At 70.6% G+C, this 13,592-nt stretch carries 12 protein-coding genes and 1 tRNA gene; 9 read left to right on the forward strand and 4 right to left on the reverse strand.

The features are described 5' to 3' along the window. Window positions 1–129 precede the first annotated feature (129 nt). Window positions 130–579 carry an ATP-binding protein gene (locus AQJ67_RS23785; RefSeq protein ID WP_062721112.1) on the reverse strand — a complete coding sequence of 150 codons (450 nt, stop codon included), beginning with the start codon at window positions 577–579 and terminating at the stop codon, window positions 130–132. 258 nt (window positions 580–837) lie between these two features. On the opposite strand from AQJ67_RS23785, the gene AQJ67_RS23790 reads away from it, so the two are divergent. From AQJ67_RS23790 to AQJ67_RS23830, 9 genes are all read left to right on the forward strand, one after another. Beyond that, the gene (locus AQJ67_RS23790; RefSeq protein WP_062721113.1) at window positions 838–1,725 is read left to right on the forward strand and encodes a hypothetical protein; all 888 of its coding nucleotides are present in this window, start codon (window positions 838–840) and stop codon (window positions 1,723–1,725) included. Between the two features lie 192 nt (window positions 1,726–1,917). Further along, window positions 1,918–2,658, forward strand: coding sequence for a YcnI family copper-binding membrane protein (locus AQJ67_RS23795; RefSeq protein ID WP_062721114.1), 741 nt, complete (start codon window positions 1,918–1,920; stop codon window positions 2,656–2,658). Window positions 2,659–2,778: 120 nt separating this feature from the next. Then, complete coding sequence (locus AQJ67_RS23800) at window positions 2,779–3,432, forward strand: SCO family protein (RefSeq protein WP_062721573.1); 654 nt, start codon at window positions 2,779–2,781, stop codon at window positions 3,430–3,432. After that, on the forward strand, window positions 3,429–3,887 hold the full coding sequence (locus tag AQJ67_RS23805) for a copper chaperone PCu(A)C (protein WP_062721115.1): 459 nt from the start codon (window positions 3,429–3,431) through the stop codon (window positions 3,885–3,887). Before AQJ67_RS23800 ends, AQJ67_RS23805 begins: the two co-directional genes overlap by 4 nt. Before the next feature lie 13 nt (window positions 3,888–3,900). Next, the gene (locus AQJ67_RS23810; protein ID WP_425264178.1) at window positions 3,901–6,036 is read left to right on the forward strand and encodes a copper resistance CopC/CopD family protein; all 2,136 of its coding nucleotides are present in this window, start codon (window positions 3,901–3,903) and stop codon (window positions 6,034–6,036) included. A gap of 8 nt (window positions 6,037–6,044) precedes the next feature. Then, entirely contained in the window at window positions 6,045–7,442 is a 1,398-nt protein-coding gene (gene efeB / locus AQJ67_RS23815; RefSeq protein ID WP_079056124.1) for an iron uptake transporter deferrochelatase/peroxidase subunit, read from the forward strand. A 118-nt stretch (window positions 7,443–7,560) separates the two neighbouring features. Then, a complete protein-coding gene (gene pheA / locus AQJ67_RS23820) occupies window positions 7,561–8,493 on the forward strand; it encodes a prephenate dehydratase (protein ID WP_062721116.1) in 933 nt (310 codons plus the stop codon). 712 nt (window positions 8,494–9,205) lie between these two features. Further along, window positions 9,206–10,483 carry a serine--tRNA ligase gene (gene serS, locus AQJ67_RS23825; RefSeq protein WP_062721117.1) on the forward strand — a complete coding sequence of 426 codons (1,278 nt, stop codon included), beginning with the start codon at window positions 9,206–9,208 and terminating at the stop codon, window positions 10,481–10,483. Beyond that, window positions 10,480–11,292 (forward strand): HAD family hydrolase, encoded by an 813-nt coding sequence (locus AQJ67_RS23830; protein WP_062721118.1) that lies wholly within the window; start codon window positions 10,480–10,482, stop codon window positions 11,290–11,292. Before serS ends, AQJ67_RS23830 begins: the two co-directional genes overlap by 4 nt. Before the next feature lie 732 nt (window positions 11,293–12,024). Here the strand turns inward: AQJ67_RS23830 and AQJ67_RS23835 are convergent. The 3 genes from AQJ67_RS23835 to AQJ67_RS23845 form a co-directional block, all read right to left on the reverse strand. Continuing rightward, window positions 12,025–12,109, reverse strand: a tRNA-Ser gene (locus tag AQJ67_RS23835). Window positions 12,110–12,431: 322 nt separating this feature from the next. Continuing rightward, on the reverse strand, window positions 12,432–12,674 hold the full coding sequence (locus tag AQJ67_RS23840) for an SGM_3592 family protein (RefSeq protein ID WP_062721119.1): 243 nt from the start codon (window positions 12,672–12,674) through the stop codon (window positions 12,432–12,434). Window positions 12,675–12,870: 196 nt separating this feature from the next. After that, window positions 12,871–13,590, reverse strand: coding sequence for an ABC transporter permease subunit (locus AQJ67_RS23845; protein ID WP_062721120.1), 720 nt, complete (start codon window positions 13,588–13,590; stop codon window positions 12,871–12,873). Between the last annotated feature and the right edge of the window lie 2 nt (window positions 13,591–13,592).

The following is a 13,592-nucleotide window of genomic DNA, read 5'->3' on the forward strand; positions in this document are numbered from 1 at the left end:
GTCCTGAGTCCTGAGAAAGCTGAAGCCGGCGGCGGCCCGCCGTGCGTGTCCTGCGTGCCTTGCGTGTCCTGCGTGCCTTGCGTCTCCTGCGTGCCTTGCGTCTCCTGCGTGCCTTGCGTGCCCTCGGCGCTACACCGCCATCAGCGACGGGTCCTTCTTCCACTTGAGGATCTTGTCGAAGCTCACGACCGCACCGCTCCGGCCCGGCTTGTTGCCGATCGAGACGTGGTCGGCGAGTTCCTGGATGAGACAGAGCCCCCGGCCGTGCTCGGCGTCGGAGTTCGCCGGGCGGGGCGGGCGATGGGGTGCGGTGAAGCCGGGGCCCGAGTCGGTCACCTCGATGTGGCACTTCTCGCCGTCCAGGTACGCCGTGACGCGGTAGGCCGGCGGGGAGCCGTCGGGCGTGGTGCCGCCGCCGTGCTCGACGGCGTTGGCGCAGGCCTCGCTGAGGGCGACGGAGAGGTCGTAGGACACGTCGGGGTCGACGCCCGCGGTCTCCATGGTGCCGATCAGCAACCGCCGGGCGAGCGGCACGCTCGCGGCTTCCCGCCGCAGATGGAGTGACCACCAGATGCTCATGCTCCAGCCTCCCGGCCGCGGCTCGACATACCGTTACGTATTGCCGCGAGTGCCCGGCTGTAAGCACATCATTGACGTGATGCCGCCCATATGGTCGATGCATCCACGATGGAATCGGTGTATGTGGGGTCGGGCCACACCAGAGAGTGACCTTCCGGTCGTACAACCCCTATGCCCCGTACGTCCCCAAGCACTCGTTTGCCATCTTGCGGACCTGCCGTATGGCGGCCATAAGGCCAGTGCGATGATGAGCCCGCCATGAGTGCCCCCCACCCGCGCACGACGCGCTCCGGACATGGTCTCCGGATACTGCGGGCCGCGGTGTTCGCCGCGGTCTGCGTCGTGCTGGCCGGGGTCGGGCATGTGCTGGGCTCCTGCGCCGCGATCCCGCTGTGGACGCTGGTCGCGGGGTTCCTGGGGGTTCTGCTGGTCACGGTGCCGCTCACGGGCCGCGAACGCTCGCTGCCCGGGACAGCCGGGCTGCTCGCGGTCGGTCAGACCGTCCTGCACACGCTGTTCGGGCTGGGGCAGCACGGGACGATGGCCGGTGCCTCCTCCGCGTCCGCCGCGTCCTCCGTCTCCTCCGCTTCCGTACCCGCCTCCGACGCCGCCCTGGTCGAACAGGCCGCGCGGCTCCTGTGCGGGACCGCCGCGGCGGCGATCAGCCCGGCCCAGGCCCAGCGGATCCTCACCGAGGCGCGGATCGGCACGGGGGCGGGCACGGGGGCGCATCTCTCGCACCGGTCGGCGGACGCCATGTCCCTAGCCGCCAACTCCTCCGCCTCCTCCGCCTCCTCCGCCTCCTCCCTCGCACTGCTGCCGTCCCTGCCGATGCTGCTCGCCCACGTGCTCGCGGCGGTTGTCGCGGGGTGGCTGCTGCGCCGCGGGGACCTGGCCCTGCTGCGGATCGCCGAGATGTCCACGCTGTCGGCGCATTCGGTCGCCGAGGGGGCGTTCGTACGATCCCTGCGCGGGGCGCTCGCGCTGGTGCGCGCCCTGCGTGCCGGGCTGCCGGGCGCACCCGAGGCGGGCCCGCGCTTCCTGCGCACCGAGTCACTCGCGCGCCCCGCGCCCCGCACCGTCGCCCTCCAGCACACGGTGATCCGGCGCGGCCCGCCTGCCACCGCGCTCGCCCTCGCCGCCTGACACGACGCGACCGCCACTCCACTGACGTGGGCTGAGGGCCGCCGTCGTGCGGCACGCGCGCGTACCGGTGTCTCGACCGGGGGACGACACCTTGCCGTCTTTTGGCCGTTCCGGCCTGATCGGGCACCCCCACGCACGCGTACTCCTCTTCACCACCGGAATCCGAATCTCACTCACAGTGGAGTGCTCCGAATGAAGGCCTCTCGCCTCGCCGCCGCCGGCGCCCTCGCCGGCACCGCCGTGCTCGCCCTCTCCGCCCCCGCCTTCGCCCACGTCAGCGTGCAGCCGGAGGGCACCGCCGCCAAGGGCGGTTACGCGGTCGTCGACTTCAAGGTCCCCAACGAGCGCGACGACGCGTCGACCACCAAGCTCGAGGTCAGCTTCCCGACCGACCACCCGCTGGCCTCCGCGATGCCGGAGCCCATGGCCGGCTGGAAGATCGAGGTCACCAAGTCCAAGCTCGACAAGCCGATCGAGATGCACGGCGAGAAGATCTCCGAGGCGGTCTCCAAGATCACCTGGACCGCCGACGGCAAGGGCGTCGAGCCGGGCTACTTCGAGAAGTTCCCGGTCTCCATCGGCCAGCTCCCCGAGGACGCCGACGAACTGGTCTTCAAGGCGATCCAGACGTACTCCAACAAGGAGGTCGTCCGCTGGATCGAGGTGCCGCAGGAGGGCCAGGAGGAGCCCGAGAACCCGGCGCCGGTGCTCGCACTGTCCGCCGCCCAGGACGACCACCACGGCTCCTCGTCCTCCTCCGACAAGGCCGCCGACTCCGACGACGCCGAGGCCGCCGCCACGAAGACCGAGGCCGCGGAGCCCGAAGACACCAGCGACACGACCGCTCGCGTCCTGGGCATCGTCGGCATCGTCGTCGGCGCACTGGGCGTGGCGTACGGCGTGCTCGCCGGCCGCCGGCGCACCGGGGCCTGACGGCCCCTCCGGTTCACGGCGCGCGCCGGGGCAGCCCCGGTGCGCGCCGGAGCACTCACCACTGGGACGTTTTTTCTATGCGTAAGAAGAACTGCCATGCGTAAGACCGCGCGGAAGACCATGCGTAAGAACACCTTCGCCGCGGCCGCGCTGTTCGCCGCCGCCACCCTGACCCTGTCCGCCTGCGGCAACGGTGACGACAGCGCCTCGCCGGTGACCGTGGTCTCCGAGGAGGCCGGCTCGGACGAGGCCGCCATCGTCCTCGACAAGCCGTTCGAGAAGCCGGACCTGGTCCTCACCGACACCAACGGCAAGAAGTACGACCTCCGCAAGGAGACCGAGGGCAGGCCGACGCTGATCTACTTCGGCTACACCAACTGCCCCGACGTCTGCCCGCTGACGATGAACAACATCGCCGTCGCCAAGAAGCAGCTGCCGAAGGCCGAACAGGACAAGCTGAGCGTGGTGTTCGTCACCACCGACCCGGAGCGCGACACCGCGCCCGCCCTCGGCAAGTGGCTCAAGGGCATCGACCCGCAGGTCGTCGGCCTGACCGGCGACTTCGACACCATCCAGGCCGGCGCCCGCACCCTCGGCATCTCCATCGAGCCGCCGCACAAGGACAAGAACGGCAAGATGGTCTCCACCCACGGCACACAGGTAGTGGCGTTCTCGCCGAAGACCGACGCCGGGTACGTCCTCTACACCGAGGACGCCGACGTCGACGACTACACCAAGGACCTCCCCAAGCTCATCAAGGGTGAGAAGCCGTGAGGCGTCTCGTCGCGCCCGTCGCGGTACTGAGCGGGGCCCTGGTCCTCACGGGCTGCGGATCCGGGGACTCCCAGGGCGACTCCAAGGCCGAACTGTCCGTCAGCGGCGCCTATATGCCGCAGCCCGTCTCCGACTCCATGGCGGCCGGCTTCCTCACCGTCACCAACAAGGGCGGTACGAAGGACGAGTTGACCTCCGTCACCAGCGACGTCGGTGAGGTCACCGCCCACGAGACCGTCGGTTCGTCGATGCAGGAGGCCAAGGACCTCGCCGTCCCCGCCCACGGCCAACTCGTCTTCAAGAGCGGCGGCAGCCATCTGATGTTCGAGAAGCTGAAGCGCAAGCCCGAACAGGGCGAGAAGGTGACCGTGAAGCTCCACTTCGCCGAGTCCGGCACGGTCACGGTCGAGATGCCGGTGAAGTCGGCGACGTACAGCCCGAAGACCGGACACTGAGGGAGAGATCGCCTTGACCCAGACCATCGCCCCCCGCGTCCGGCCCCGGGTGCTGCCCGGCGTCCGGACCCTGGTGCTGCCCGGCGTCCGGACCCTGGTGCTGCTGCTCCTGGCCGCCACCGGCCTCCTTCTCGCCGGTGCCGGGCCGGTCTCCGCGCACGCCGCGCTGACCGGCAGCGACCCCCAGCAGGGGGCGGTGGTCGACAAGGCGCCCACGCAGGTCTCCCTGACCTTCTCCGAGAAGGTCGCCCTGTCCGACGACTCCCTGCGCGTGCTCGACCCCAAGGGCAAGCGCATCGACCGCGGCGACCCGGCCAACCTCAGCGGCACGACGTACGCCGTGAAACTCCACAGCGGCCTGCCCGACGGCACGTACACCGTCACCTACCAGGTGGTGTCCGAGGACAGCCACCCCGTCGCCGGCGCCTACACCTTCTCCATCGGAGCGCCATCCCAGACCACCGTCTCCGTCTCCGACCAGACCGCGGGCGGCGGGATCGTCGGCGTGCTCTACGGCTTCGGCCGCTACGTGTCGTACGCCGGCTTCCTCGTCATGGTCGGCGGCGCCGCCTTCGTGCTCGCCTGCTGGCAGCGTGGGTCGGGCGTACGGGCCCTGCAGCGGCTCGTCGTCTCCGGCTGGACGGCGCTGACCGCCGCCACGCTCGGGCTGCTGCTCCTGCGCGGGTCGTACACCGGCACCGGGAAGGTCGGGGACATCTTCGACCTGGAGCTGCTCGGGCAGGTCCTCCAGACCAAGACGGGTGCCGCGCTGGTGTCCCGGCTGCTGCTGCTCGCCGCGGCGGCCCTGTTCATCGCCGTGCTCTTCGGCGCGTACGACAAACGCGAGGACGACGAGAAGCGGGACCTCACCTTCGGGCTCGCCATCGGCGGGACCGTGGTCGCGGCGGGGCTCGCGGCCAGCTGGGCGATGTCCGAGCACGCCTCTACCGGGCTCCAGGCCGGCATCGCGATGCCGGTCGACGTCATCCACCTGCTGGCCGTCGCCGACTGGCTCGGCGGGCTCGCCGCACTTCTCGTCGCCCTCTACCGGGCACCCGCGGACACGCCGGTCAACGGGACCGCCGTACGACGGTTCTCGCGTCACGCCTTCGGCAGCGTGCTCGCGCTGATCGCCACCGGGATCTACCAGTCCTGGCGCCAGCTCGGCTCGTGGTCGGCGTTCACCGGCACGCGGTACGGACAGCTGCTGCTGGTCAAGATCGGGCTCGTGGTGCTGCTGGTGGGGATCGCGTGGATCTCGCGTCGCTGGACGGGGCGGCTGGCCGAGCACGTGGACGGGGCGGTCGAGGACGAGGTAGTCGAGGGCGAGGCGGTCGAGGGCGAGACCGGGGAGGGCGAGGCGGTCGAGGGCGAGACCGGGGAGGGCGAGGCGGTCGAGGGCGACAAGGAGCACGCGGCTGCCCGGGGCGGTACCTCGAACTCCGCCACCGCCACCGCCTCCGCCTCATCAGCCACTTCCGTCTCCCCCTCCCCCTCCTCTTCCTCCTCCTCTTCCTCTTCCTCCTCCGCCGTCGGCGGCAAGAAGGGCGACGCGGCCAAGGGCGGTGGCTCGCAGCGCGCCGCCCAGCTCGCCCGGCAGCAGGCCGCGATCGACACGGCACGGCAGAAGCAGCGGCGCGACGCCGACCCGAACCGCTTCGGGCTGCGCCGTTCCGTGCTCGCCGAGGCCGGCGTAGCCGTCGTCCTGCTCGCCGTCACCACAATGCTGACGTCGACCGAACCGGGGCGTACGGAGGAGGAGGCCAAGGCCGCCACCGCCGCCTCGTCCGCCGAGGCGTCCTCGACCGGGGCACTGACCCTGGACATGTCCTTCGACACCGGTGGCCAGGACGGCAAGGGCGTCGTACGGATCGACCTCGATCCCGCACGCGTGGGCGGCAACGAGATGCACGTCTACGTACAGCGGCCCAACGGCCGTGCCTTCGACATCCCCGAGGTGAAGGTGGCCTTCACCCTGGAGTCCCAGGACATCGGGCCGCTGCCCGTCGCCCCCGACCACATCTCCACCGGACACTGGTCGGCGAGCGGCGTGCAGATCCCCATGGCGGGCGAGTGGAAGATCGCCGTGACCGTGCGGACCTCCGACATCGACCAGACCACCGTCTCCAAGAACGCGCAGATCGGCTGAACCACACCATGGCTGACCAGTCCATTCCGGAGGCCCGTACTCCCGCCACCGCCGAAACGGCACTTAATGACGGCGTTTCCGAAGGCGCCTCCTCCAGGGAGGACCTTTCGCGCAAGGAGAGCCTTTCGCGCACGGAGGTCCTGTCGCGCACGGAGGTCCTGTCGCGCACGGAGGTCCTGTCGCGCACGGAGGTCCTGTCGCGTCGGCGGCTACTCGGGACCGCGGGTGCGACCGGGCTGGTGCTCGGTGCGGCCGGCGCCGCCGTGGGATACGCCGCTCGGCCGGCCGAGGCGACGCCACTCACCTCGCTGGGCGCCGATCAGGTGATGTTTCACGGAAAACATCAGCCCGGCATCCTCCAGGGCCTCCAGGCACGCGGCCACGTCGTCGCCTTCGACCTGGCGGCGGGCGCGGGCCGCAAGGAGGCGGCCGCGCTGCTGCGCCGCTGGTCGGAGACGGCTCGGCGGCTGATGGCGGGCGAGGCGGCCCAGCAGGACGACACGGATGTCGCCCGGGACTCCGGGCCCTCGGCGCTGACGATCACCTTCGGTTTCGGGCACAGCTTCTTCGCACGGACGGGCCTGGAGAAGCAGCGTCCGGTCGCCCTGGACCCGCTGCCCGACTTCTCCTCCGACCAGCTCGACAAGGCACGCAGCAACGGCGACCTGTGGGTGCAGATCGGCGCGAACGACGCCCTCGTCGCCTTCCACGCCCTGCGCGCGATCCAGAAGGACGCGGGCAACGCCGCCAGGGTGCGGTGGCAGATGAACGGCTTCAACCGGTCGCCGGGCGCCACCTCGCACCCGATGACGGCGCGCAACCTGATGGGCCAGATGGACGGCACGCGCAATCCGAAGCCGACGGAGTCCGACTTCGACGCGCGGATCTTCGTGCCGGAGTCCGGCTCGAAGGACCCCGCGTGGATGGCGGGCGGCTCCTACGCCGTCGTACGCCGCATCCGCATGCTCCTCGACGACTGGGAGCAGCTCTCGGTCAAGGAGCAGGAGGACGTCATCGGCCGCCGCAAGTCCGACGGGGCACCGCTGTCCGGGGGCACCGAGACCACCGAGATGGACCTGGAGAAGACGGACAAGGCCGGGAACCTGGTCGTCCCCATCAACGCCCACGCGCGCATCACCCGGCCCGACCAGAACGGCGGTGCGGCGATGCTGCGGCGCCCGTTCTCCTACCACGACGGCATCGACACGGACGGCGTCCCCGACGCCGGGCTCCTCTTCATCTGCTGGCAGGCCGACCCGCTGCGCGGCTTCGTCACGGTCCAGCGCAAGCTCGACCGGGGCGACGCGCTCTCGAAGTACATCCGCCATGAGGCGAGCGGCCTCTTCGCGGTGCCGGGCGGGGCGGCGGAGGGGGGGTACGTGGGGCAGGGGCTGCTGGAGGGGTGACGGTGACGGGAGGGTCGTACGGGTGGTGCACAGGCGTACGGCGGTGAGGTCGCTCTCGGGAGTGGTCCGCGGTCGAGAGGCGTGCGCCGCCCCGCGCAAGGCCCATTAGGGTGAGGTCATGCCAGCGAGCTATGCCTATCTCGGCCCCGAAGGCACCTTCACCGAGGCCGCCCTGCGCACCCTCCCCGAGGCCGCGACCCGGGAACTGATCCCCTACGTGTCCGTGCAGTCCGCGCTGGACGCGGTCCGCGTCGGCGAGGCCGAGGCCGCGTTCGTGCCGATCGAGAACTCCGTCGAGGGCGGTATCACGACCACGCTCGACGAGCTGGTCGCGGGCGCGCCGTTGATGATCTACCGCGAGGTGCTGCTGTCGATCACCTTCGCGCTGCTGGTCCGGCCGGGCACGAAGCTGTCGGACATCAAGACGGTCTCCGCGCACCCGGCCGCCCAGCCGCAGGTGCGCAACTGGCTCAAGAACAACCTTCCCGACGCGCACTGGGAGTCGGCCGCCTCGAACGCGGACGCCGCCCGTCTGGTCCAGGAGGGCCAGTACGACGCGGCCTTCGCGGGCGAGTTCGCCGCCGCGCTGTACGGCCTGGAGGCCCTGGAGACGGGGATCCACGACGCGGAGAACGCCCAGACGCGGTTCGTGCTGGTGGGCAGGCCGGCCCGGCCCGCGGCGCCGACCGGCGCGGACAAGACGTCGGTCGTGCTGTGGCAGCGCGACGACCACCCCGGTGGGCTGCGCGACCTCCTGGGTGAGTTCGCCACGCGTGGCATCAACCTGATGCTGCTCCAGTCCCGGCCGACCGGCGCGGGCATCGGCAACTACTGCTTCTGCATCGATGCCGAGGGTCATATCTCCGACCGCCGGGTGGCCGAGGCGCTGATGGGCCTCAAGCGGATCTGCCTGGAGGTGCGCTTCCTGGGCTCGTATCCGCGTGCGGGCATCAAGCCTGGGGATGTGGAGCGGCCGCGCCTCGGGACGTCGGACGATGAGTTCGTGTCGGCGGCGGACTGGGTGGCCCGGTGCCAGGACGGGCGGTTCTGAGCAGGCCGTGACAGGCGGTCCCGGGCGGTTCTGAGCAGGCCGTGACAGGCGGTCCCGGGCGGTTCCGAGCAGGCCGTCACAGGCGGTCCCGGGCGGTTCCGACAGGCGGTCGCAGGCGGCTCTGACAGGCGGTGCCGGGCGGCTCCGAGGAGCGCCTGGGGCCGGGTTCGGCACGTCGTCGCGGCCGGTACTACCAGCTGATTGTCGTTATCCACAGAAGTTATCCACAGGTACTCATCTCGACCTGGGGACAAGTCGACAAGCATGGGTGAGTCTGTCGACAAATCAGCCCCTGGGACGCCCCTGCATCCACCGCCACGCAAGTCACCCTTCGTCCACTCTTTTCCTTTGAGCAATCCTTTGAGGCGACCGCTTTCCACTCGAACGTGGGGATGAGGCAGGTTTGCCCTGGGAATCCTCGACTCGCTCGGCACGTTACGGAGTGATCAATTCCGAAGTCCACAGTCCATCCACACACCCTGTGGATAACTCTTCGGAGGCTGGGGATCCCTGTGGACAACCGAAGCCCAAGTCCCGTTCCCCGCAAGGGAATCGAGTCAACCGGCCGCCTCATGCCTGCCCCGTTCCAGGGAGTGAGACGCCCTTTATTGACACGATTGGCAATTCACCCACGACGGAACGTAAGCCATGTAAGCCGCAGCTCGGAATAGTGAGTCGTTGGCTGTCACCCTGCCCCGGTAGCCTTGAGCGCGTGATTGACCTTCGCCTGCTTCGTGAGGACCCCGACCGAGTGCGCGCCTCGCAGCGCGCCCGTGGAGAGGACGTCGCGCTCGTCGACTCCCTCCTGTCTGCCGACGAGCGGCGCAGGTCGTCCGGCGTCCGCTTCGACGAGCTGCGTTCCGAGCAGAAGTCGCTCGGCAAGCTCATCCCCAAGGCCTCCCCCGAGGAGCGCGCGGAGCTCCTGCAGAAGGCGGAGCAGCTCAAGGCCGACGTCAAGGCCGCCGAGGCCGCGCAGAACGACGCCGACGACGAGACCAAGCGCCTCGCGCTGCAGCTCGGCAACCTCGTCCACCCCGACGTCCCGGTCGGCGGCGAGGAGGACTTCGTCGTCCTGGAGACGCACGGCACCATCCGCGACTTCGGCGCCGAGGGCTTCGAGCCCAAGGACCACCTGGAGCTCGGCGAGGCGCTGGGCGCGATCGACGTCGAGCGCGGCGCCAAGGTGTCCGGCTCCCGCTTCTACTACCTCACCGGCGTCGGCGCCCTGCTGGAGCTGGCGCTGGTCAACGCCGCCATCGCCCAGGCCACCGAGGCCGGCTTCACCCCGATGCTGACCCCCGCGCTGGTCCGCCCGCGCGCCATGGAGGGCACCGGCTTCCTCGGCCAGGCCGCGGAGAACGTCTACCACCTGGAGAAGGACGACTACTACCTGGTCGGCACCTCCGAGGTCCCGCTCGCCGCGTACCACATGGACGAGATCGTCGACGCCGACAAGCTGCCGCTGCGCTACGCCGGCTTCTCGCCGTGCTTCCGCCGCGAGGCCGGCACCTACGGCAAGGACACCCGCGGCATCTTCCGCGTGCACCAGTTCGACAAGGTCGAGATGTTCTCGTACGTCGCCCCCGAGGACGCGGAGAACGAGCACAAGCGGCTCCTGGAGTGGGAGAAGCAGTGGCTCACCGGCCTGGAGCTGCCCTTCCAGGTCATCGACGTGGCCTCGGGCGACCTGGGCGCGTCGGCCTCCCGTAAGTTCGACTGCGAGGCGTGGATCCCGACCCAGGGCAAGTACCGCGAGCTGACCTCGGCCTCCAACTGCGACGGCTTCCAGGCGCGCCGGCTGTCCGTGCGCATGCGCGACGGCAAGAAGGTGCAGCCGCTCGCGACGCTCAACGGCACGCTGTGCGCCGTACCGCGCACGATCGTGGCGATCCTGGAGAACCACCAGCAGGCCGACGGCTCCGTCCGGGTGCCCGAGGTGCTGCGTCCGTATCTGGGCGGCCGAGAGGTCCTGGAGCCGGTCGCCAAGTGAACTCTGCCTCGCCCGTCGCCGGGTTCCCGTACAAGCTGATCGCGACCGACCTCGACGGAACGCTCCTGCGCTCCGACGAGTCGGTCTCCCGGCGCACCCGGGACGCCCTCGCCGCGGCGGGCGCGGCGCACATCGTCGTCACGGGCCGGGCGGTCCCCTGGACCCGCCCCATCCTCGACGACCTCGGCTACGAGGGCCTCGCCGTGTGCGGTCAGGGCGCCCAGGTGTACCACGCCGGGGAGCGGCGCCTGCTGACGTCGGTGACCCTGGACCGGCAGCTGGCGGGCGTGGCCCTGGCCAAGATCGAGGCGGAGGTCGGTCCGCTGTTCCTAGCGGCGAGCCGCGACGGCCTGGCCGGTGACATCCTGGTCGGCCCCGGCTACGCGGTGACGGGCCACCTTCCGTCGGTCCCCTTCACGGACGCGTCCGATCTGTGGAGCGCCCCGCTGAACAAGATCTACATACAGCACCCGAAGCTCTCGGACGACGAACTGGCCGAGGCCGCCCGCCAGGCCGCGGGCGGCTTCGTCACCGTGGTGATGGCCGGCGAGGGCGTTGTCGAACTGCTGCCCCTGGGCCTCTCCAAGGCCACAGGCCTGTCACTGGCCGCCCGCCGCCTCGGCCTCAAGGCCGCGGACACGATCGCCTTCGGCGACATGCCGAACGACATCCCGATGTTCGCCTGGTCCGGCCACAGCGTGGCCATGGCCAACGCCCACCCGGAACTGAAGGCCGTGTCGGACGAGGTGACGTCCTCCAATGAGGAGGACGGGATCGCGGTGGTGGTGGAGCGGTTGCTGGAGATCTAGGGCACGGGCGGCGGGGGAACAGGCGGCCCCGTACGCGAGTGGCGGGGGAACAGGCGGTCCCGAACGCGGATGGCGGGGGAACAGGCGGTCCCGAACGCGGATGGCGGGGGAACAGGCGGTCCCGAACGCGGATGGCGGGGGAACAGGCGGTCCCGAACGCGGATGGCGGGGGAACAGGCGGTCCCGAACGCGGATGGCGGGGGAACAGGCGGTCCCGAACGCGGATGGCGGGGGAACGGGCGGTCCCGAACGCGGATGGCTTAAGGGCAGCGGGTTTCGGCAGCGCTTGGCTCAGGTCAGCCGGGACTCAGCCGCGTGCGAGGCTGAGGACAAGCGGCCACCGGCGCGTGGCTCAGGCCAGTGGGCCTCGGCAACGCGTGGCGGAGACCGACGGAGTCCCCACCGCGCACGGCTGACCAACAGGAAAGGCCCAGGCACGCGCAGCCCAAGGCAGCGGGTTCCGGCAGCACCTGGCTGAGGTCACCCGCGCCCCCGGCCGCGTGCGCGGCTGAGAAGGGCCAGTCCCGGACGCCCACGGAAACGACGCCGTCGGAAACCGCGGGCATGCGTGCCGCCCCGGGCGGTACGGGTGGGCGCGGGCGGTGACCCGAACGCCGGGCTGGGCGGCCGACCTCTCAGCCGCAACGCCGGGCGCCGGGCGCCGGGCGCCGGGCGCCGACTTAAGGCACCCCAACCCCTGCACCACGGCCCAGCCCCAGTGGCAACGTCTCGCGGAGGATGCACGAATCGAACGTGCGCGGGCTAAGACCCGACCTTGGCTTAGCAAGCCAGTGCCTTACCACTCGGCCAATCCTCCGGGTGGGCGACCCACGCGAGAGCGACATCGCGTGCTCGAAGCGGCCGCCCCGGGCAGCTCCCCGTGCGGTACGGACTCTACGGAGGGGTAGCGATTACTCCGGAGTCCGCCGCCGGCTGCCCTGTCGGGAGCTCGACGTACTGCCGTGCATGGACATCGTCGCGCTCCTCTCCCAGAACGTGGCGCCGAACTCGTCGTCCGGCGGTGTGGACACAACCACTGTGCCTGTACGCCGAGTTGGGTGCCACTGATTTAAGGGCCGAGGACAGGCGCCGCACGCCCCTCCGTACGCCGCCTCCGAACACTCCGCCCCGAACCGCCCTTACCGGCGGCGCCACTTGCGTCGGCGGCCCTTGCTGAAGAACCATCCGGCAGGCGGTTCGTCGGAGCGCCACGGCTGCGGCTCGGGATCCTCACGGCGCCAGCGCGCGGCCAGCATGCGGGCGCGGGCGGATGGCTCGGCGGTCTCGGCCGCGCGTATGAAGTCGTCGTCCAGGACCAGGTTGCTCCAGGTGTCGTCCCCGGACTGTTCGCGATCCTCGTGCTGCGCCATGCCGCCTGCCATCGCCGTCCTCCAGTTCGTACCGTGCGCCCCCCTTTGCCAGTGTGCCCGGGCAGGGATGAAGCCCCCGTCAAGAGCGGGCCCGGTCAAGGGCCCGGCTCTTTATCTCCTGACTCGCCCTGCTCCTCGCGCGCCCTGCTCCTCGCGCGCCCTGCTCCTCGCGCGCCCTGCTCCTCGCGCGCCCTGCTCCTCGGCCGCCCTACTCCTCACCGGCCAGCGTCAGCGACCGCAGCTTCTGTCCCGCGTACCAGGTCGCGAGGACCGTGACCACGGCCAGCAGCACGGTCGCCGTGGGCAGGGTGACGTCCGACGTCACCAGGTCCCCGCCCGCGACCTTCTGCGCCACCGCCAGCGCCCACTGCTGGACGCTCAATGTGCGCGCACCGGACACCAGGGAGCCGAACAGGGCCTCCCAGACGAGCGCGTAGACGAGGCCGAAGACCACCGCGTGCCGGGACACCGTGCCGAGCAGCAGGAAGATCGCGGCGTAGGCGATGGAGGCGACGAGCGCCGCCACCGTGTAGGCGACGGCGATCTGCTGGCCGTTGCCGTTGAGGATGAAGCCCGCGATGAAGGTCGGCAGCGCCGAGAACACCATTGTCACGGCAATCGCGACGATCAGCTTGGTGAAGATGATCGTCGGCCGCTTCACCGGCTTGGACAGCAGGTACACCACCGAGCCGTCGTCGATCTCCGGCCCGATCGCGCCGGTGCCGGCGATGACGCCGATGATCGGCACCATGGTGGCCAGCGCCAGCCCGCCGAGCAGGTCGGACGCGGTCTGGTCGTCGGCTCCGGCAAGAGCGCGCACCACGACGGAGATGCCGATGAGCAGCAGCGGCAACGCGCCGAGGATGAGGGCCCGGCGGCGGCCGAGCAGGGCTCGATAGGTGAGCCGGGCGACTGTGGGGTCGTACATCT

This window comes from Streptomyces caeruleatus (assembly GCF_001514235.1).
In the GTDB taxonomy this organism is placed as follows: domain Bacteria; phylum Actinomycetota; class Actinomycetes; order Streptomycetales; family Streptomycetaceae; genus Streptomyces; species Streptomyces caeruleatus.